Origin of the sequence: Halanaerobium congolense, from assembly GCF_004366375.1 — a bacterium.
GTDB classification, from domain to species: domain Bacteria; phylum Bacillota; class Halanaerobiia; order Halanaerobiales; family Halanaerobiaceae; genus Halanaerobium; species Halanaerobium congolense.
Genome location: NZ_SOEF01000005.1, coordinates 1 through 20,311, shown reverse-complemented (window position 1 = coordinate 20,311; position 20,311 = coordinate 1). Strand labels below are relative to the sequence as shown.

Genomic DNA, 20,311 nt, shown 5'->3' with positions numbered 1-20,311 from the left:
TTAGATAACAGCACTTTTATTGTTTATTGATAAACTGTGCTGTTTTTTCATGTCTATTATTGTAATTATTTCTAAAGTTAAAATTAAAACAGCTATTTTTTTCATAAGATAACAAGTAATTTTATTGTATCAAGAGTATATTTCTTATATAATTTTATAAGAAGAGTAAAAAATAAATTTTATATAATTTAATTTTATATATGAGGAGGCAAATAATGTCTGGAAATAATTTACCGAGCTTAAATCGTAATTATCTAGAATCTGAACTCTTAGGAACTGAACTAGCTGATTTTCCAGCTGAAATTCTTGATTATCCAGAAAAAGTATTGCAAATTGGTGAAGGAAACTTCTTAAGAGCCTTTGTTGACTGGATGTTTCACACAATGAATAAAAAAGGAATCTTCAAAGGGAGAACTGTTGTTGTTCAGCCAATAAGAGAAGGGAGGATTTCTAATTTAAATGATCAGGATGGCTTATATACTCTTTACTTAAGAGGTATTGAAAATGGTGAAGAAGTAAATAAAAAAGAAATTATGACCGCTATATCCAGGGGTATTGAATCATATGCTCAGTGGAAAGAATTCTTAAAGCTGGCTGAAAACCCTGAAATAGAATTTGTAGTCTCAAATACTACCGAAGCAGGTATTGCCTACAATGAAAAGGACCAATTAAGTGATACTCCTCCGGAGTCATATCCGGGTAAATTAACAGCTTATCTTTACCACCGCTATCAGACTTTTAATGGAGCTCATGATAAGGGAATGGTTATCCTTCCGGTAGAGCTAATTGACCGCAATGGTGATAATTTAAAAAGAATTATCCTGCAGTTAGCAGAAGACTGGAATCTGGAAGCTGGATTTTCTGAGTGGATTAAGAAATCAAATCATTTCTTGAATACACTTGTTGATCGGATTGTTACTGGTTATCCCTTTAATGAGATAGAGGAACTGGAAGCAGAGCTTGGTTACCATGATCAAAATCTTGATACAGGCGAGATTTTTCACCTCTGGGTTATTGAGGGTGATGAGAGCTTAAAGGAAAAACTACCATTTCATAAAGCAGGCCTTAATGTTAAATGGGTAGATGATTTAACGCCTTATAGGACAACTAAAGTTAGAATTTTAAATGGAGCCCATACTTCAACTGTTCCCATTTCTTATTTAGCGGGTATTGACCTGGTAAGAGATGCAGTTAATGATGAGCTGGTGGGTGAGTTTATTAAGCAGGCAGTATTTGAAGATATAATTCCAACCTTAGATACAGATAAAGAAGAATTAGAAGATTTTGCTTCTAAAATATTTGAAAGGTTTAAAAATCCATATATCGATCACAAATGGCTTGATATTTCTTTAAACTCAACTTCTAAATTTAAAACCAGAGTGCTGCCTTCATTAGTTCAGCATATTGAAGAATATAATAAAGTTCCTGAGCGTTTAAGCTTTGCTCTAGCAGCATTAATACATTTTTACCACGGAACAGAATTAGAAGCAGGTAAACTCAAAGCTGAAAGGGAAGGAAAAAAATACTTAATTCGTGATGATAAGGATGCTCTTGAATATTTTGCAGATCTCTGGAGCCGCTATGAAGCTGAAGAGATTGGGATGCCAGAGTTAGCAGAGAATGTTTTAGCTAATCAGGATTTCTGGGATAGAAACTTAAATCAACAGAAAGGTTTAAGAAATTCTTTAATATCTAATCTGAAAATAATCGAAAAAGAAGGAATGAAGCAGGGTTTGAAGAAATTAATTAAATAGATTGAAATTTAATTAAATAGCTTAATTTTAAGATTTTGCACAGTATAAACGTTTTTTTAATCCTTAAGGAGGTAATAATATGTCCTGGAAAGATTTTGCAGAAGAATTAGTTGGAACTTCTAAAGAGGCTGTTATGAAGGTTGCTGAATACGCTGAAGATTATAGAATTTATCCTCGTTCGATTATTAAAAAAGACAAATCATTTTACTTTTTGGCAAAGATTGATCAGAAGAAAAAATTAGTGATTTTAAATAAAAGCAAAAATTTTGAACTCTTCCAGGGTAGAATAGAAGAGTTAGCTGGTTTTAAGGCTAAAATTGGGCCTTTAAGTCATTATAATGCTGAAATATTGAGAGAGGTTTTTCCTTTTACAGCACCATCTGCTCTTGGAAATAAGAAGCCAAGTATTGGACTTGGAGATCGTTTAGGAATTGCTACTCCAGGACATATAGAAGCTGTTAAAGAAAGTGCTGCCATGCCTGTATTTGCACAGCAATCGGTTAGGGAATTGAATTTAACCGGCAGAACATTTAAATCTGTTTTAGATGATGTTAGTTGGGCAGTTTTTCAAGAAGGTTATCAAGCTGGCTTTGCAGCAGATGCTGATCATTTGAAAGAAAAGCCTGATATAAAAGAAGCTTTAGATTTAGGTTATACTATGCTTACTTTAGACTGTACAGATTACATTAATGATGATCTCGATCAGATGTCTGAGTCTGAGATTGAAAATGCTTATGCAGAAGTGCCGGACTATTTAAGAGATGGTCTGGAAAATCAGTATTTAAATAAAACTTTTGTTTTAAACTCCGGTTATCAATTAGAATATAATCAGGATAATTTCAAAGAAATAGTTTTAATTTATTATAAGATGCTAGATTTTGCCAAAGAAATTCAACATTTAATAAAAACTTCAGCCCGAAATGTAGATTTTGAAATTTCAATTGATGAGACATCCACTCCAACAACACCAGAAGCTCACTTTTTTGTGGCAAATGAATTAAAAAGAAATAATATTGAAGTTAATTCTCTGGCACCTCGTTTTGTAGGAGAGTTTCAAAAGGGTATTGACTATATTGGTGATTTAGAACAGTTTGAAAAAGAATTTAAGGTTCATGCTGATATTGCGGATCGTTTTGGTTATAAATTGAGCATTCACTCAGGTAGTGATAAATTTAGTGTCTTTCCAATCATAGGCCGCCACACTCAAGGTCGAGTTCATGTAAAAACTGCAGGAACTAACTGGCTGGAAGCAATCAGAGTAGTTGCTGAAAATAATCCATCTTTATACAGGGATATTCATGCTTATGCTTTAAAGAAATTTGAAGCGGCTAAAGAATATTATCATGTGACGACTGATTTAGATAAAGTGCCTGAGCTTGCCAGAATGAGCGATCAGGAGCTGGGAGAATTATTAGAAATCAATGAAGTTAGACAGCTGCTGCATATAACCTATGGATTTATACTTCAAGATAAAAAAGATGGAAGATATATTTTCAGAGATAAGTTATACAAATTTTGGGATGAGTATGATAAGGAATACCGTAGGGCTTTAGAAAGACATATTGGCAGACATTTAAATAAACTTGGTTTTTATAAAAATTAATAAAATTTTAGGAGGAATAAAATGTCTTTTTTAGATGAAAACTATTTACTTGAAGGTGAGACTGCAAAAAAATTATATAAGGAAATTGAATATTTACCAATTTTAGATGCTCATAATCATGGAGATGTATCTGAAATTTTAGCTAATAAGGGCTGGAATGATATTTGGGAAGTAGAAGCTGCTACTGACCATTATGTTTGGGAATTGATGCGTAAAAGAGGAGTATCTGAAGAAAAAATTACAGGTGATGCTTCTAATAAAAAAAAATGGTTAGCTTTAGCGGAGATTTTCCCAGAAATTGCGGGTAATCCAACTTATGAGTGGATTCATTTAGATTTGAAGCGGCGGTTTGGAATAGAAGCTCCAATTTCTAAGCATACTGCTGAAATGATTTGGGAGAAAACTAAAAATATGTTGGCTAAAGACGAAATGAAGCCTCAGAATTTATTAAAAGAAATGAATGTAGAGATTATGTGTACAACTGATGAGCCATATTCTTTACTGGAAGATCATAAAAGGGCAAAAGAAGAGGTTGAAGGTGTAAAAATTCTTCCAACCTGGCGACCTGATAAAATAATGAATATCGAACACAAAAATTGGACTGAATATGTTGATAAACTTGGTGAAGCTTATGAACAAGATACTAGTAATTTAGATGGACTATTAAAAGCGCTTAAAAAATCTCATGATTATTTTGAAGAAATGGGCTGTGTTGCCAGTGATCATGGAATAGTAGAGCCAATTTCTTATGGAGTAGAAAAATCAGCTGCTGCTGAAATCTATGATAAAGCAGCTGCCGGGAATGAATTAACCACTCAAGAAATCAGAGATTTCAAGGCTTTTACTTTAATTGAATTTGGAAAATTAAATGAAGAGAGTGGTTGGGTAACTCAGCTGCATATAGGAGCAGTAAGAAACTATAGAGATAGCCTTTATCAAGAGTTAGGTCCTGATACAGGTGGAGATATTTCTAATAGTGACATTGAGATTGCAGAGAATTTGAAGTATTTTGTTAATAAATTTGATTCTGAGCTGGATATTGTATTATATACAATGGAACCAACTCATTGGTTTACAGTATCCACAATTTCAAGAGCTTTTCCAAATGTTTCTTTAGGTGCTGCTTGGTGGTTGACAGATAACCCCCATGGAATGGAAAAGCAGCTGCAGCAGGTAACTAATGTTGATTTATTCTACAATTTAGCCGGCATGGTAACTGATTCTCGTAAACTAATGTCCTATTCTTCGCGTTCTGAAATGTTTAGAAGAACCCTAGCTAATGTAGTTGGACGCCAGGTTGATCGCGGTAGAATGCCATATAGTACTGCAGCAGATTTAGTTAAACATGTAAGTTATTATGGACCAAAAGAATTATTCTTTAAAAATATATAATAGTTATAAATAACCAAATATAAATTTAAATAGCCTGGGACTTTTTATTCCAGGCTATTTTGAATAAAAAGGGAGGTTCTCATGGGAGTCCAAGTTTTATTAATTAATAAAAATGACAATATAGTGATTGCAGTTGAAGAAATAAATGCAGGTGAGCTAATTGAGGTTAAAAATAAGAAAATCAAAGTTATTAGTGATATTCCTGTTGGACATAAAATTGCCTTAAAGGATTTTAATGAGGGAGAAAAGGTAGTTAGATATGGTTTTCCAATTGGTGTAGCTGCTGAAGAGATAAAACAGGGAGAATGGGTTCATACGCATAATTTAAAAACAGCTCTTTCAGGGAAATTAAATTACAATTATCAACCGAAACTATCAGAAGTAGAAAAGTCTGCAGAAATACCAACATTTATGGGCTATAAACGTGAAAATGGAAAAGTAGGTATCAGAAATGATATCTGGATTATTAATACAGGCGGTTGTATCAATAAAGTAGTTGAAAAAATTGCTTTAAAAGCTGAGATGAAGTACTCAGAGTTGATTGAAAATGAAGTTATCGACAGCATCCACGCTTTTCCACATCCTTATGGCTGTTCCCAGCTTGGAGATGACCTTGAGATGACACAAAAAGCCTTAGCGGGTCTGGTTAATCATCCTAATGCAGCTGCGGTAATGATTGCAGGACTTGGTTGTGAAAATAATTTAATTGAAGATTTTAAAAAATATATAGGAGATTATAATTCTGATCGCGTTAAATTTATTAATCTACAGGATGTGGAAGATGATCAAAAAGCAGCAGATAATATTTTAGATAATCTGGTTGATTATGCTGAGAAATTCAAACAGCAAGAAATTCCGGTATCTGAGTTGAAAATTGGTTTAAAATGTGGTGGCTCAGATGGATTTTCAGGAGTAACTGCTAATCCATTATTAGGTAGAATTTCTGATAAACTTGGTAGTTATGGCGGGATTAGTATTTTAACTGAAGTTCCAGAGATGTTTGGTGCTGAAACTATTTTGATGAACAGAGCTAAAGATGAAAAAACATTTAAAAAGGTTGTTAAATTAATAAATGGTTTTAAAGATTATTTTCTTTCACATGATCAGGAAATTTATGAAAACCCATCTCCAGGAAATAAAGAAGGTGGAATTACAACTCTAGAAGAAAAATCATTAGGCTGTACTCAAAAAGGTGGAACAGGGATAGTAAATGATGTTTTTTTCTATGGGGAACAGGTAACGGGAAAAGGACTTAATTTGCTGGAAAGCCCTGGTAATGATTTAGTAGCAACAACTGCACTTGCAATTGCTGGAGCTCATATGGTTTTATTTACTACCGGACGGGGTACACCATTTGGTGGGCCAGTTCCTACAGTTAAAGTTTCTACCAACACTCGATTATATAATAAAAAAAGAAATTGGATTGACTTTAATGCAGGGGAACTGCTGGAAGGTAGAGATATGGAGTTTTTAAGCGAAGAATTTTTTGAATATTTGCTGGGACTTGCCTCTAAAAAGGCTAAAACCAAAAACGAAATTAATGATTATCGAGAAATAGCTATTTTTAAAGATGGAGTAACCTTATAACAACATTATTTTGGAGGGTTAAAAATGATTTCTAAGCTGGAAAATGATAAAATTCTAATTAAAGCTGATAGTTTAGGAGCCGAACTAAAGAAATTAGTTTTAAAAAAGAATAACAAAGATTATCTCTGGCACGGTGATTCGAAATATTGGGGAAGATCTGCACCTGTTTTATTTCCTTTTGTTGGTCGTCTTAAAGCTGATAAGTATGTCTACAATAATCAGGAATATAAAATGACACAGCATGGTTTTGCTAGAGATAAAGAATTTGAACTTATTGATCAGGGTGAAAATCATTTAACATTTAGCTTAACTGAAGACAAAGCAAGCTTAAAAAAATATCCTTTTAAATTTAGACTGGAAATAAAATATAAAATTAAAGGAAATTCGCTGGCGGTCAGCTATAAGGTAAGAAATTGTGATCAAAAGAAAATGTTTTTTTCCATCGGAGCTCACCCTGCTTTTTACTGGCCTTTAAATAAAAACGAGAATAAAGAAGATTATTATTTAGAATTTAATAAAACAGAAACAGCCAGTAGATATCTTCTAGAATCAGGACTCTTGAACAACCAAAAAGAGAAATTAATTGAGAAATCAAAAAAATTAGAGCTTAAAGCAGATACTTTTAAAGATGATGCTTTAGTATTTAAAGATATAAAGTCAGAAAAAATTATTTTGAAAAGTAGAAAGTCTGAAGCAAAAGTTGAAATGGAATTTGAGGGATTTCCTTATCTAGGAATCTGGTCCCAATCAGCTGCTGCACCTTTTATCTGTATTGAGCCCTGGCATGGTATTGCTGATTCAGTCGACAGCAGTGGCAAGCTTGAAGAAAAAGAAGGAATTATGTCTTTAGAAGCTGGAAATAATTTTGAATCAACCTATGTAATTAAAATTGACTAAAGCTAAGTCTTAATTTTAACATTGCTTTTCTTTTGTGATGCATATCATATAAACTCCTTTCTGAAGATGCTATAATTACTTGAGAAGAATAATCAAGTATATAAATTAAAAAGGAGATTTGATAATGAGTGCATTTTTAGGTCCAATCCACATGTGGTTATATAATCAGATTCAAATAGTTGAAAAAAGAGAAGCAGAAATAGTTAAAAAATTTAGCGAAAAATATTCGGAAACTGAGGTGGAAAACATAATCTTTCCTTACCGTTATCAGTATGGTCAATTGAAAAAAGATAAACCGCTGGCGGAATTGATTACAGGAAATGATATTCATCCTTGGTTGGAATCTGCAATAAACAGTGCTCAAAGTCGAGAAGCAGCTGTTATAGCTTCTTTAATGGATAAATATGATGATCAGGAACTGCTTTTTGATATCTATTCTACACAGGCAGAGCAGTTAGCAGAAAAAGCAAAAAAGCGTGATGATATGGAGGAATTCAATTTAGAAGATGCTTTTGATATAATTAATGAGCATTTTGTAGAAAGAATGCCCTGTGATCGCTTATCAGGCGCTATAAAAGAAGAAACTAAAATCATTTGGAAACATAAAAGTCAGCTTCATCAAGAATTTTGGAAGCAGACAGATGTTGAATTAGAATTAATGCATCAATTATATGCAAAATGGCTGTCAGTCTTTACTAAAAATTTAAATAACTCTATCACACACAAAAGAGAAATTGCAGATGAATATTATAATGATATCTTTTTTATTGAAGATTAAATTTAATTTGAGTTCGATCAAAGGCTCAGTTTGTTTTATAAGCTGGGCTTATTTTTTATCAATTTTGCTGATTAGGGCTTTTTGACATTTAAATTAAACACTGATATTATTTACTTAATCAAAAAGAAAAAGGAGAAGTGATATTATTAATAAAAAACTAGCTGTTTTAAAAGACCTTCTCTCGCTGTTTATTACCCAGCATAGAAACCATTTATCATATATAATAGGTTTTATTTCTGCTTTGAGTTTTGCTGTTGTTTATAGTAAATTTGGCCTTGAGTCAGCAGCAGTCTCTTTATTAATAGGTTTTCTAGTCTTTGAAATTTTCAATCATTTCTTTGGTGGAAGCCCGGATATTATCGTTATGGGTGTTGACAGCGAAGAAGATATTATGAAAACATTGAAGAAAACTATGTCTAAGGCTATAAAAGAAAAAAACAAACAAAATTCTAAGCATAAAAATGAATAAAGAATCACAATATTTAATAGTATTTTTAACTTTAGTTTTAATTTTTACATTCTCTTTGTCAATGATTGCTGCCAATACTTTGAGTATTATGGCTACTTCAGATGTTTATCAATATCTAATACCTTATGATTATATGGAAGATAACTCAGATCCAACTATAGGTTTTTCTAAAACTTATTCTCTGATTGAAGAAGAAAGAGTTATAAATGAAACTTATCAGGGTGAGCCATTAAATAAAGAGATTATAATGAATTATCTAGAAGAATATGGCCAATTAATCTTGAAGATGTTTAAAATCTAAACAAATAAAGATTAACTAAATAATTATATGTTTTCAAAGGAAGCTCTTTCTATTCCAGATTAAGAAAGAGCTTTCTTTTTTGCTATAAAATTTTATATATAAAGTTTTTCTGATATAATAGATTTATAATTATGTATTCCTAGGAGAAAATATGAAATTATTTAAAAATCTTTCAATAAAAAATAAAATAATGTTAGGAATCGGATTAACTTTTATCTTATCTATGTTTTTCCTGCTTGGAATAGTTATTTACCAATTTAATGACTTATCAGCTGAAAATCAAAGTTTGATTGAAAAAGAATTATTAGAAAGAAAATACGATAAATATCAAACATTGGTTGAAAAAAGGGCTGAGATATTATCTAAAAGCTACCACCTTTACTTAGAAGAAAAAGCAGCAGAAGATAAAAGTGTGACCGAGTCAGAAATAAGAAATACAATATCTGAACTTAATCAAAGCCAAACTGTATCTGACATGTATTATTTCATTTATGATTTAGAAGGGGAAACCATCTCCTTACCACCTACACCAGAATTAGAAGGAACAAACAGAAAAAATTTAGAGGTAGAAGGAAGAAAATTATTAAAAGAAATGATTACAGTTATAAAAAAGAATGGGGGTGGTAGAATCAGCTACCCCTATATGAATCCTATAACAAATGAGGTCGAGACTAAATATGGGTATGTGAAAAAAATAGAAGGAACAGAAATGTTTGTAGGTGCTGGTGGTTATCAAAGTAGTTATTATAACATTGTTGATCAGCTGTTAACTGAAATATATGAGATTAGGAATAAAACTATCTATCTTTTATTAATTTCTTTTATTGTTATAATGGTGGTTATATTTTTAATAATTTATGATATCTCAAGATATATAAATTTAAATTTTAAAAGGCTGCTTTCTTCATTTAAAAGAGTAGAAAAAGGGCAGCTTAATTATCGACTTGATATTAAAAGTCAGGATGAATTTGGAAGCTTAGCTGCTGGATTTAATCAGATGATAGGTAGAATAAAAAAATTAACATATAATGATCCTTTGACAGGTCTGCCAAATTTAAATTTTCTAGAAAGTCAGTTGGTTGAAACTTTACAGAAAAATGAAATCAAAGCAGAAAATATTTACCTATTCACTTTAATTACTGAAAATTTAACTTTGGTTAATAGTAATTATGGTTATCAAAAAGGAAATGAAATCTTACAGGAACTTTTTCAAAGATTAAATAAAAGTTTATCTGAAGATACTACAATAGCTCGAAAAAATGATGAATTTATTTTTTATTTTAAATCGACAAAAACAAAAGAAGAAATTAAAGAGTATTCGGAGAGTATTTTAAAAGTTTTATTAAAACCATATGATATTAAAAATAACTTGGTTTATTTAAACTTGAAATTAGGTATTGCTGTTAATGAAGAACATTGTAATTGTTCGGAATTAATTAGAAAATCAAGACTTGCACTTCATTTTGTGAATCAAAAAAATAATATAAAATTTTTTGATCAATCAATGTTAGGAAAATTATCAGGCAAATTAAATTTGGAAAGCAAATTGAGAAAGGCTATTTCCAACAGAGATTTTAAACTTCATTACCATCCACAATTAGAATGTAAAACAAATAAGGTAGTTGGTGTAGAAGCTTTAATCCGCTGCAATAAATTCAAAGAAATAAATATTTCACCAGAAGAGTTTATTTCAATTGCGGAAGAAACAGGCATGATTTTAGAACTAGGTCAGTGGATTTTAGATACTGCTTTAAAACAATTAAAAATTTGGCAGAATAAGGGTTATGATAATTTATTTGTTTCAGTTAATATAGCACCTGAACAATTTCAGCAGGATAAATTTGTTTCCAAAATAAAGGATTTATTAACTAAACACCAAATTGAAGCAAAATATTTAGAATTAGAAATTACAGAAAGAACTGTAATCAAAGATGTTGATTATACTGTTAGAATCTTAAATGAATTAAAGAAATTAGGTGTGTTAATTTCTATAGATGATTTTGGAACTGGATATTCTTCTCTAGAATACTTAAATCGGTTTGCAATTGATAAATTAAAAATAGACAAGTCATTTGTCCACAGCAACATGAACTTAAATATTGTTAAGACAATTATTGTTATGGGTAAAAATTTGGATCTGGAAGTTGTAGCTGAAGGCGTAGAAAACCAAAGTGAGTTAGATTTTTTAATTAAAAATAATTGTGATTACTTCCAAGGTTACTATTTTTCTAAACCAAAAAATGCATCGGAGGTAGAAAAATATTTTGGTAAAGATAATTTAAATTAGTTAAAAAAAGGAGTTAGTTATGCAGCTAAAAATCAAAAAATTTAACGAACTAAGTAATTTAGAATTATACAAAATAATTGAAGCAAGAGTTAATATTTTTGTTGTAGAACAAAACTGTCCATATAAAGAGTGTGATAATAAAGATCAGAATTCTTTTCATTTATATTATGAAAAAGATAATGAAATTATTACTTATTTAAGAATAATACCAGCAGGGATATCTTATCCAGAAATATCTATTGGTAGAGTTTTGGTTAAGCCGGAATATAGAAAAAAAGGTCTTGCCAAAAAAATGATGGAAAAAGCTATCTCATTTATTAAAGAAAATTCTAACTCAAAAATAATAAAAATTTCAGCTCAGGAATATGTACTTAGTCTTTATCAGAACCTTGGTTTTAAGATTGTATCTGATAGATACTTAGAAGATAATATTCCACATTATAAGATGATTTACAAATTGTAATTTAAAGATTTTTTTGATAAAATTAAATTGAATTAAAATATTATTGGAGGGATATTTAATTTGATAAATTTAACAGATGCTGTTGTATCAGCAAAAAGATGGGCTATAAATGTAGGCGATATGCAGAAACAAAAGTTAAAAAAAAAGAATTTTAAAGTTAATACCAAAAGTACATTAAGCGATTTAGTCACAGAAGTTGATTTAATTAGTGAAGACATGATAAGAGCTAAAATTAGTCAGAAATATCCGGACCATAATATTATGGGAGAAGAAAATGAGTTTGAAGATAAGCAAAGTGACTATACTTGGATTATTGATCCTTTAGATGGAAGTAATAATTATGCAAGCGCTTATCCTATTTATTGCATATCAATTGCCTTGAAATATAAAAATGAAATTGTATTGGGGGTTATTTATGTTCCAGAATTTGATGAGATATATTCGGCTATTAAAGATAAAGGTGCATATAAATCTGGAACTCCAATAACTATATCATATAAAACTGCTTTAAGACATTCTTTAGTTGCAACTGGATTTCCTTATGATAAAAAGGAATCCAAAATTGATAATTTAGCTCCATTTAATAAAATACTTAAAGAAATAAGAGGTGTTAGACGTTCTGGAAGTGCTGCCTTTGATTTAGTTTCTGTGGCAGGTGCTAAAATTGATGCAGTTTGGGAATTTAAGTTAAAAGAATGGGATTATGCTGCAGGAAAATTATTAGTTGAAGAAGCTGGAGGAGAGTTTTACGAGACTGAAATTAAAGGAGCTTCATTGATAATTGCTGGGAGTAAAGAATTAGTAGCTGAACTAAGAAAGATTATTGAAGAAGTTTATTTATAAAAATATAAGTAGGTGAGCATTAAAATGAAAATAGTTAGATATAAAAAGGATAATAAAATAAAAAATGGAATTTTAAAAGGGGAACACATATATAATATTCAAGGAGATATTTTTTCTGAATTTTCTCCTGCTGAAAAGACTGATCTTTTAAAAGATGTTGAACTTTTAGCACCTATAAATCCACCAAACATTATTGCAATTGGCTTAAATTACAGGCAGCATGCGGTAGAGACGGGTGCTGAAATTCCAGAAAGGCCTGTGATATTTTTAAAGGCCACAAATAGTTTAACTGATCCTAACTCAGATATTATTTTACCTAAAATAGCCGCAGATGAAGTTGATTTTGAAGCTGAATTAGCAGTTATAATCTCAAAAAAGGCTAAAAATATTGAAACTGTAGAAGTTGATGATTATATTTTAGGTTACAGTTGTGCTAATGATGTGAGTGCCCGTGACTGTCAGATAAAAATAGATAAGCAGTGGGCCCGAGGTAAATCATTTGATACTTTTTGTCCCTTAGGTCCCTGGATCGAAACAGATTTAGATCCTGCTGATTTAAAAATTAAATCTATTTTAAATGGAGAAATTATGCAGCAATCTAGAACCTCAGATATGATTTTTAATGTTAAACAGATTGTTAGTTATTTATCACATAACATGACACTTTTACCGGGTACAGTCATTTTAACAGGAACTCCGGAGGGTGTTGGTTTTGCACGCAAAGATCCGATATTTTTAAAAGAGGGAGATCAGATAGTAATTGAGATTGAAGATATAGGAAGTTTAGAGAATGAGGTTAGTAAAGAGAAGGTTTAATCTTTCTATATTTATATTTTTTAAAAGCTCTTTAGGGAGGTAAATTATGCAGTTTTTTAACCAAAAAACATTTGTTTTGTTAATCCCTGTTCTCTTAGCAGTCCTTTGTTATATGGTTCATAAGCTGAGTAAATATTATAAAAGAAAAAGGGCAGAAGAACTATTTTCAAACTATCATAAAGATCGAATTATATATTTTAGTAAAGAAGTTAATTTTTTTGGACAAAAATCATCTGGTAGAACTCGAGTGAGAGGTAATGGTTCTTTACTTTTAACTCCAGATGAACTACATTTTACAAGATGGATGCCCAAAAAAAGTTTAGTAATACCCCTAGATGATATTGAAAATATAGAAAGAGTTGATTCTTTCTTAGGAAAAAGAAAAAAAAGAGAATTATTAAAAGTTGATTTTAAAAATTCAAAAGGGGAAAAAGATTCGGCTGCCTGGTTTTTAGATAATATGCAGGCCTGGGAGCAGGTAATAAAAGATAACCTGGAAGAATAAATAAAAACCGCTCTTAAAGATTTAAGGCTAGATAAAGCCTGCAGTCTTGAGAGCGGTTTTGTTTGTTTATCTGGTATTTAGGTACCAGGTACAAAATGGCCGTTTTGTACCTGGTACAAAAGAATTAATTCACAAAGCACTTAACATCATCTTAACAATTAGTTACAATTTTTTAACAATTCGGAAATATTCCTGTAACTTTGATGTGTCATTATATTAATTGCAAGAGGAAAACAAAAATAATCTGGAGGTAATAATTAATGAAAAAAATTGGACAAGCTTTTACCGTACTAATTCTTTTGGTTTTTCTTTTTAGTGGATTTGTAATGGCAGCCGAGATGGACTTTGGTGATTTAGGAGAAGAATTTGTTGACTTTGATGGAGATTTAGTTGCCGACATACCTGCTGAAGAATCTGAATGGATCAATCCCGATACAATTATTTTTTCGTATACACCTGTAGAAGAGCCTTCAGTCTATAAGAATGCCTGGTCAGATTTTTTGGACTATTTAGCTGAGGTGACTGGTAAAGAAGTTATGTTTTATGCAGTTGAAAACTATGCTGCTCAGTTGGAAGCTTTAAGAGCAGGAAGAATTCATATTGCTGGTATCAATACTGGTAGTGTCCCCTTTGCTGTAAATACTGCCGGAGTTGTTCCTTTTGCAATGATGGCAGCTGAAGACGGAAGTTTTGGTTATGAGATGGAAATTATTACTCAAAAAGATAGTGAGCTTGAAACTTTAGAAGATTTAGAAGGTAAAACAATTGCTTTTGTATCTCAAACATCTAACTCTGGTTTCAAAGCACCATCTGCAATTTTAAAATCAGAAATGGGTTATGAAGCTGGTAAAGATTATCAGACAACATTTAGCGGCCGTCATGATAACTCAATTATGGGAGTTTATAATGGTGACTACGAAGTTGCTGCCATTGCCAATTCTGTAATGCACAGAATGGATGCCAGTGGAGCAATTGATATGTCAGAAATCAAAACAATTTATAAATCTCAGACATTCCCGACAACTGCTTACTCCTATGTAAATAACCTGCATCCTGGTCTGGCTCAAAAAATTAAAAAAGCGTTCTTTACCTTTGACTGGACAGGAACAAGTTTAGCAGCAGAATTTGAAGATGATAAGTTTATTCCAATTGATTATAAGACTTACTGGGAAGTTATTAGGACTATAGATAGAGCCAATGGAGTGGAATATAAATAGAAATTAACTGAAGATAAATTGACACAGTTTTTGTATTATTGCTGGGGTGGCAGAGGTGGTTAAAAGAGCTGCTTTTGCTTTTAAAAACAGTACCGGGTACCTGGATATTTTTCCCAGGTACCCGGTACCTATATAGAGAGGTGAAAAAATTGCTTAAAATAAATAATTTGCATAAAGAATATTCTGGAGGTGATTTGGCTCTCCAGGGAATTAATCTGGAATTGAAAAAAGGAGAAATCGCAGCTGTTATTGGTCCATCAGGAGCTGGGAAATCAACTTTAATTCGCTGTATTAACCGACTGGTTGAGTCAACAGCGGGAGAAATAATTTTACAGAATCAGGATATTAATCATCTTAATAAAAAAGAATTAAAAAATGCCAGAAGAAAAATGGGTATGATTTTTCAGGAATATGCCCTGGTTGAAAGATTAACTGTTATGGAAAATGTTCTCTCAGGCAGACTGGGGTATTTATCTTTCTGGAGAGCCTGGCTGCGCAAGTTCCCACAAAAAGATATTAATCAGGCTTATCAGATTTTGGATAGGCTGGGCCTAAAAGATCATATTTATAAAAGATCAGACCATCTGTCAGGTGGACAGCGACAGCGGGTTGGAATTGCAAGAGCATTGATGCAGAATCCAGATTTACTTTTAGTTGATGAGCCAACAGCCAGCCTTGATCCCAAAACCGCTCGCCAGATTATGCGTTTAATTACTGAAATGGCCAGGGAAAGAGAGCTTGCTGCTTTAATAAATATTCATGATGTACTTTTGGCGAGAGAATATGTAAGTAGAATTATTGGAATGAAAAAAGGAAAGATTGTTTTTGATGGCAGTCCAGCAGATTTAAATAAAGATACCTTAACTACAATTTACGGAGAAGAAGACTGGAATAACTTTAAGGATAAAGATCAAGAAAATTTGGCATCTGAAGGAGGTAATGACCTTGCTGACAGAGAGCAGCGGAAATTACAGCTGGCAGCGTCCACATCTAATTAAGAATAAAAACAAAAGAGCAATAATTTATTTACTTGCTGTGGCTTATATAATATTTACTTTTATTTCTCTGAAAATTGATTCCCAGCGAATTATACTTGGTCTGAGCAGAAGCCAAAAATACTTTGCTGATTTTTTAAGACCGGATTTTATCTCCCGCTGGAATTCGATTGTTGATGGGATTTTAGAAAGTCTGACGATGACTTATGTGGCAACTGTATTTGGTATAATTATTTCAATTCCTTTTGCTTTTGGAGCAGCAGAGAATATATCTCCAAAGCCGATTTATTACTTATCACGAGCAGTGATAGTTATCTCAAGGAGTTTTCAGGAAGTAGTTATTGCAATTTTTTTTGTGGTAGTTATTGGTTTTGGTCCAATGGCAGGAGTTTTAACCTTAACTTTCAGCAGTATCGGCTTTCTGTCAAAATTACTGGCAGAAGAAATTGAGGATATTGACTGGACTCAGGTGGAAGCGGTTAAAGCCACCGGAGCTTCCTGGCCGCAGCTAATGACTTATGCTATATTGCCTCAAATTTTACCACGGTTTATTGGTCTATCGGTTTACAGACTTGATATTAACTTTAGAGCTTCGGCTGTAATCGGTGTTGTTGGTGCTGGCGGAATTGGTACAACTTTAAATGCCGCTTTTGATCGCTACGAATTTGATTCTGCTTCCGCTATTTTGATTGTGATGATTGCGATTGTACTTCTAGGAGAATTGTTTTCTTCTTTTATTAGAAAAAAGATTAAATAGTGGTTATTAATATAGAAGGGAGTTTTAAAATGTCTAAAAAAAATTATAACTGGCAGCTAAAAAGCACACTTAGAATTTTAAAAGAAATTTTGTTCTGGGCAGCGGGTATCTGGCTTTTTATTTACTGCTGGAATATTATCTCAGCTCGAACAATCTGGCCCTTTGTTTATGATGGGGCTGAACAGGGCTCAAAATTACTAATGAGGATGTTCCCTCCAAACTGGACTTATTTTTTGGATCTTTTAAGACCAATCTGGGATACAATAACTATTGCCACATTAGGAACATTGGCCGCCATATTACTTTCCCTATTTGTAGCTTTTTTGGCTGCAGAAAACACTTCACCTCATCCACTTTTGAGACAGCTGGCTCTTTTGATAATTGTAATTTCTCGCTCAGTTAGTTCTTTAATTTGGGCAATAATTTTAGTAATTATTTTGGGACCAGGGGTGCTGGCTGGAATAATTGCAATTTCTTTAAGATCAGTGGGGTTTGTCTCCAAACTCCTTTATGAAAGTATAGAAGAAATTGATAGAAAACAGGTAGAAGCAGTTGAAGCTACTGGAGCCTCCAAATTTTCCGCTTTAATTTACTCTGTTGTGCCCCAGGTTTTTCCTTCATTTGTTGGGACAGCTGTTTATAGATGGGATATTAATATTCGCGAATCAACAGTTGTTGGGTTAGTAGGAGCTGGTGGAATCGGACTTCAGTTAAATGAAGCTATTTTAGGGCTTAAATGGCCTGATGCAATTATAATATTTATGATGATTTTATCATTAGTATTATTTTCGGAATTATTTTCAGCTAAAATTAGAAAAATTCTTATTTAGTGCATTTTTATATACTACACCTACCGTTTATGCTTCCAAAAATTGGTTCTGCAAACGGTAGGGACACTGTTTTTATACATTTTTCTCTTCAGATGGTATAATAATATCAAGATTATCATCAATTAATAAAACATTTGAGGAGTTATAGCTATGATTTGCGAAAATGTAGATTTCAAATTTGGATTGTCCCTGAATATTTCGTTGAATTCTCTAAATCAAAAAAAGAAATTTAATCGCAGTTTTAAGTTGATCTGGCTTTTAGAAGGAAGAATAACTTATGAAAATAGTAATTTAAAAACAGAATCAAAAAATAAAATTAACCTGGAAGCAGGAGAAATGAAGATAATAAACAGTTATACTCCTTTTAGGATCCTAAAAAAATCCAGGGGTTGTAAATTTCTTGTTTTTGATTTTAAATATAATTATTTAAATAATTTTTCCTTTGATTTTGAAGAGAAAGTATATAACTTAAATAATGATGCTAATTTGAATGAATTTAAATATTTAGCAGCTTTAATGGCTAAAGATTATTTTTACTTAAATTACCAGCTGGCAAAAAAAATAAAAACTAAGTTAGATAAGTTACTGACAGTTCTTAATAAAAATCACTGTATTCATAATCAGCGCCAGGATGATTTCTATAATAAACAGAAAGACAATATAGTAATTAAGGTAATTGAAAAATTGGAAACACAATTTGCAGAAAATTTAACATTAAAAGAAATAGCAGAGGAATTTCATTATAACAGTTCTTATTTATCAGAGAAATTTAAGAGTTTAACAGGTGTAAATTTCAAAAGTTATTTAGATCGCCTGCGGCTGGAAAAAATTTTGGCTGAACTTTTGTATACAAATAAAAATATTAGTCAGATTGCATTGGAATCAGGATTCAAAAATATCAAGAGTTTTTATCGAGTCTTTAATGATCAGTTTAAGCAGAGCCCGGTTGAATTAAAAAATAATTACCCAGAATTAAAAAAGGAAAACTTAATTAATGAGTTTGGAGATCTTAAATATTTTAATGATTATTTTACAGAAATTATTAATTCTTACCAGCAAAATAAAAGGAGAATAGAGGATGAGCTACAAAAAGAAGTGATTCTAGACTCAGGCGGTGAAAATCAATCACTTAATCCAATCTGGAATAAATTGATTAATGCTGGTACTGCTCAAAGTATTTTAGACTCAAATCTTAGAAAACAAATTGTAGAACTTCAACAGGAAATTAACTTTGAATATTTGCGTTTTGAAGGGATATTTAATGATGACCTTGAAGTTTGTAAAGGGGATAGCCTGGAAAATATTCATTACAACTGGAAACTGGTAGATAATATTTTTGATTTTATATTAAAAAACAAATTTAAACCTTTTATAACTTTAAGTTTTATGCCGGAATTACTGGCAAGTGACAGAGATAAAACAATTTTTTATTATCAGGCTAACTTTTCTCCTCCTAAAGACATTAATGCCTGGCTTGATTTAATTGATGCTTTTATTATTCATTTAATTAATAGGTATGGAATTGAAGAGGTACAGCAGTGGTATTTCCAGGTCTGGACTGAATTCCCAGTACGTGGCTTTCACTGGGCGGGAACCGAAGCAGAGTATTTTAATTTTTATGCTCGAACTGCCGAAAAGATTAAAGCAATTTCTCAATCACTAAAGGTTGGCCCTGCTTCTGAAACATTTTTTGAAGAAAATTTTCTTTCTGAAAAATTCCTGGAATATGCTGAGCAGAATGATACTGCAATAGACTTTTATAATATTAATCTCTATCACAATTCAGTTCCGATTATGGAGGAGGATCCTGATTTAAGTAAGTTTTATAAAGAAAGCACTCTGGAAAATATTAAATTTAAATTCAAAGAAAAAGATTATTCAATTAAGATATCTCAAAAAATAAATAATCTACTGGCAAAATATTATCCGAAAGCAGAGTTAATAGCAACCAGGTGGAATGTAAGCTGGAATGCAAAAGAATTGGTACATGATACTGCCTTTATGGCTGATTTTATCATTGATAATGCTTTAAAACTTCAAGAAGAATTGGATGGACTTGGCTATTTAAATTTATCAGATTTGATTTCAGAATGGCCAATTAACGAATTACCTTTTTTCGGTGGCAGAGGTTTGATGAATACAGAAGGGATTAAAAAATCTGGTTATTATGCTTATATCATTCTTTCAGAACTGGGAGATGAAATTATTGCTCAGGGAGAAAATTATATAATAACCTGTAAAGGAGACGATATTCAGATTTTATTGTATAATTATGCTTATTTAAATCAGAGCTATCGTAATGGAGATTACAGTATAATTGATGAGTATAATAGATATCATGTATTTGAAAATAAGGATTCTTTAAAATTCAAATTTAAATTTTCAGGTCTTAAAGGGAAATATAAGTTAAGTCATTATCATTTAAATAGAGATTCTGGTTCAGCCTTTGATCAGTGGATTAAAATGGGAGCTCCTTCAGATTTAAATAATCATGAAATTAAATACTTGAAAAACAAATCTTTTCCTGATTTAATGATAGATTATTTGGATTTAAAAGGTGAATATAATTTAGAAGCTGAAGTAAAAAGACATGGAATTGAATTTTATTTACTGAGAAAACAATTTCAGATTCAATTATAAAAATATAATATTTTACACTTTAAGCCCCGAACCCAAAGAAGAGATATTAAATTTTATCTTTTCTTTGGGTTTGATTTTTTGTTTATATAGGAAACTATGCTTTTGCAGGAATGTGGATAACTTTGTAGAAAGATAAAAATATTATGAGCAAAAATAAATCAAAAAATCATCCAAAAA

The 20,311-nt window shown here is 31.4% G+C and carries 18 protein-coding genes; all 18 read left to right on the top strand.

Annotation, left to right across the window (positions count from 1 at the left end):
• The first annotated feature begins 215 nt into the window (after nucleotides 1-215).
• The 18 genes from C7954_RS02900 (at nucleotide 216) to C7954_RS02815 (ending at nucleotide 20,134) form a co-directional block, all read left to right on the top strand.
• Nucleotides 216-1,754 (top strand): tagaturonate reductase, encoded by a 1,539-nt coding sequence (locus C7954_RS02900; RefSeq protein ID WP_073158177.1) that lies wholly within the window; start codon nucleotides 216-218, stop codon nucleotides 1,752-1,754.
• Between the two features lie 79 nt (nucleotides 1,755-1,833).
• Entirely contained in the window at nucleotides 1,834-3,357 is a 1,524-nt protein-coding gene (locus C7954_RS02895) for a tagaturonate epimerase family protein (RefSeq protein ID WP_089655529.1), read from the top strand.
• Between the two features lie 21 nt (nucleotides 3,358-3,378).
• Nucleotides 3,379-4,749, top strand: coding sequence for a glucuronate isomerase (uxaC, locus tag C7954_RS02890; RefSeq protein ID WP_073158174.1), 1,371 nt, complete (start codon nucleotides 3,379-3,381; stop codon nucleotides 4,747-4,749).
• 81 nt (nucleotides 4,750-4,830) lie between these two features.
• The gene (locus C7954_RS02885) at nucleotides 4,831-6,336 is read left to right on the top strand and encodes a UxaA family hydrolase (RefSeq protein ID WP_134058631.1); all 1,506 of its coding nucleotides are present in this window, start codon (nucleotides 4,831-4,833) and stop codon (nucleotides 6,334-6,336) included.
• A gap of 24 nt (nucleotides 6,337-6,360) precedes the next feature.
• The gene (locus tag C7954_RS02880) at nucleotides 6,361-7,233 is read left to right on the top strand and encodes an aldose 1-epimerase family protein (RefSeq protein WP_073158169.1); all 873 of its coding nucleotides are present in this window, start codon (nucleotides 6,361-6,363) and stop codon (nucleotides 7,231-7,233) included.
• Nucleotides 7,234-7,357: 124 nt separating this feature from the next.
• Nucleotides 7,358-8,011: a hypothetical protein gene (locus C7954_RS02875; RefSeq protein WP_073158165.1), complete on the top strand. Its 654-nt coding sequence runs from the start codon at nucleotides 7,358-7,360 to the stop codon at nucleotides 8,009-8,011.
• 241 nt (nucleotides 8,012-8,252) lie between these two features.
• The gene (locus tag C7954_RS02870) at nucleotides 8,253-8,480 is read left to right on the top strand and encodes a hypothetical protein (RefSeq protein ID WP_223174482.1); all 228 of its coding nucleotides are present in this window, start codon (nucleotides 8,253-8,255) and stop codon (nucleotides 8,478-8,480) included.
• Nucleotides 8,473-8,781 carry a hypothetical protein gene (locus C7954_RS02865; RefSeq protein WP_073158159.1) on the top strand — a complete coding sequence of 103 codons (309 nt, stop codon included), beginning with the start codon at nucleotides 8,473-8,475 and terminating at the stop codon, nucleotides 8,779-8,781. The genes C7954_RS02870 and C7954_RS02865 overlap by 8 nt, the downstream gene beginning before the upstream one ends.
• A gap of 151 nt (nucleotides 8,782-8,932) precedes the next feature.
• Entirely contained in the window at nucleotides 8,933-11,068 is a 2,136-nt protein-coding gene (locus C7954_RS02860; RefSeq protein WP_134058628.1) for an EAL domain-containing protein, read from the top strand.
• A 19-nt stretch (nucleotides 11,069-11,087) separates the two neighbouring features.
• Entirely contained in the window at nucleotides 11,088-11,531 is a 444-nt protein-coding gene (locus C7954_RS02855; RefSeq protein ID WP_134058625.1) for a GNAT family N-acetyltransferase, read from the top strand.
• Between the two features lie 60 nt (nucleotides 11,532-11,591).
• Entirely contained in the window at nucleotides 11,592-12,374 is a 783-nt protein-coding gene (locus tag C7954_RS02850) for an inositol monophosphatase family protein (protein ID WP_073160607.1), read from the top strand.
• A 24-nt stretch (nucleotides 12,375-12,398) separates the two neighbouring features.
• Nucleotides 12,399-13,190 carry a fumarylacetoacetate hydrolase family protein gene (locus tag C7954_RS02845; protein ID WP_089655525.1) on the top strand — a complete coding sequence of 264 codons (792 nt, stop codon included), beginning with the start codon at nucleotides 12,399-12,401 and terminating at the stop codon, nucleotides 13,188-13,190.
• Between the two features lie 46 nt (nucleotides 13,191-13,236).
• Nucleotides 13,237-13,695 (top strand): hypothetical protein, encoded by a 459-nt coding sequence (locus C7954_RS02840; protein WP_073160603.1) that lies wholly within the window; start codon nucleotides 13,237-13,239, stop codon nucleotides 13,693-13,695.
• Between the two features lie 260 nt (nucleotides 13,696-13,955).
• A complete protein-coding gene (gene phnD / locus C7954_RS02835; protein WP_089655522.1) occupies nucleotides 13,956-14,912 on the top strand; it encodes a phosphate/phosphite/phosphonate ABC transporter substrate-binding protein in 957 nt (318 codons plus the stop codon).
• 149 nt (nucleotides 14,913-15,061) lie between these two features.
• Entirely contained in the window at nucleotides 15,062-15,910 is an 849-nt protein-coding gene (gene phnC / locus C7954_RS02830; RefSeq protein ID WP_073160615.1) for a phosphonate ABC transporter ATP-binding protein, read from the top strand.
• Nucleotides 15,852-16,664 carry a phosphonate ABC transporter, permease protein PhnE gene (gene phnE, locus C7954_RS02825; protein WP_073160601.1) on the top strand — a complete coding sequence of 271 codons (813 nt, stop codon included), beginning with the start codon at nucleotides 15,852-15,854 and terminating at the stop codon, nucleotides 16,662-16,664. The genes phnC and phnE (C7954_RS02825) overlap by 59 nt, the downstream gene beginning before the upstream one ends.
• A 29-nt stretch (nucleotides 16,665-16,693) precedes the next feature.
• Complete coding sequence (phnE, locus tag C7954_RS02820; RefSeq protein ID WP_089720319.1) at nucleotides 16,694-17,494, top strand: phosphonate ABC transporter, permease protein PhnE; 801 nt, start codon at nucleotides 16,694-16,696, stop codon at nucleotides 17,492-17,494.
• A gap of 150 nt (nucleotides 17,495-17,644) precedes the next feature.
• Nucleotides 17,645-20,134 carry a GH39 family glycosyl hydrolase gene (locus C7954_RS02815; protein WP_110300885.1) on the top strand — a complete coding sequence of 830 codons (2,490 nt, stop codon included), beginning with the start codon at nucleotides 17,645-17,647 and terminating at the stop codon, nucleotides 20,132-20,134.
• The last annotated feature ends 177 nt before the right edge of the window (nucleotides 20,135-20,311 follow it).

Excerpts from the sequence above, each read along its gene's own strand:
- C7954_RS02900 (WP_073158177.1), top strand. The coding sequence starts at position 216 with ATGTCTGGAAATAATTTACCGAGCTTAAATCGTAATTATCTAGAATCT.
- phnE (WP_073160601.1), top strand. The coding sequence starts at position 15,852 with ATGACCTTGCTGACAGAGAGCAGCGGAAATTACAGCTGGCAGCGTCCA.
- uxaC (WP_073158174.1), top strand. The coding sequence starts at position 3,379 with ATGTCTTTTTTAGATGAAAACTATTTACTTGAAGGTGAGACTGCAAAA.
- C7954_RS02875 (WP_073158165.1), top strand. The coding sequence starts at position 7,358 with ATGAGTGCATTTTTAGGTCCAATCCACATGTGGTTATATAATCAGATT.
- C7954_RS02815 (WP_110300885.1), top strand. The coding sequence starts at position 17,645 with ATGATTTGCGAAAATGTAGATTTCAAATTTGGATTGTCCCTGAATATT.
- C7954_RS02840 (WP_073160603.1), top strand. The coding sequence starts at position 13,237 with ATGCAGTTTTTTAACCAAAAAACATTTGTTTTGTTAATCCCTGTTCTC.
- C7954_RS02880 (WP_073158169.1), top strand. The coding sequence starts at position 6,361 with ATGATTTCTAAGCTGGAAAATGATAAAATTCTAATTAAAGCTGATAGT.
- C7954_RS02895 (WP_089655529.1), top strand. The coding sequence starts at position 1,834 with ATGTCCTGGAAAGATTTTGCAGAAGAATTAGTTGGAACTTCTAAAGAG.
- C7954_RS02845 (WP_089655525.1), top strand. The coding sequence starts at position 12,399 with ATGAAAATAGTTAGATATAAAAAGGATAATAAAATAAAAAATGGAATT.
- C7954_RS02865 (WP_073158159.1), top strand. The coding sequence starts at position 8,473 with ATGAATAAAGAATCACAATATTTAATAGTATTTTTAACTTTAGTTTTA.
- C7954_RS02855 (WP_134058625.1), top strand. The coding sequence starts at position 11,088 with ATGCAGCTAAAAATCAAAAAATTTAACGAACTAAGTAATTTAGAATTA.
- phnE (WP_089720319.1), top strand. The coding sequence starts at position 16,694 with ATGTCTAAAAAAAATTATAACTGGCAGCTAAAAAGCACACTTAGAATT.
- C7954_RS02860 (WP_134058628.1), top strand. The coding sequence starts at position 8,933 with ATGAAATTATTTAAAAATCTTTCAATAAAAAATAAAATAATGTTAGGA.
- phnD (WP_089655522.1), top strand. The coding sequence starts at position 13,956 with ATGAAAAAAATTGGACAAGCTTTTACCGTACTAATTCTTTTGGTTTTT.
- C7954_RS02885 (WP_134058631.1), top strand. The coding sequence starts at position 4,831 with ATGGGAGTCCAAGTTTTATTAATTAATAAAAATGACAATATAGTGATT.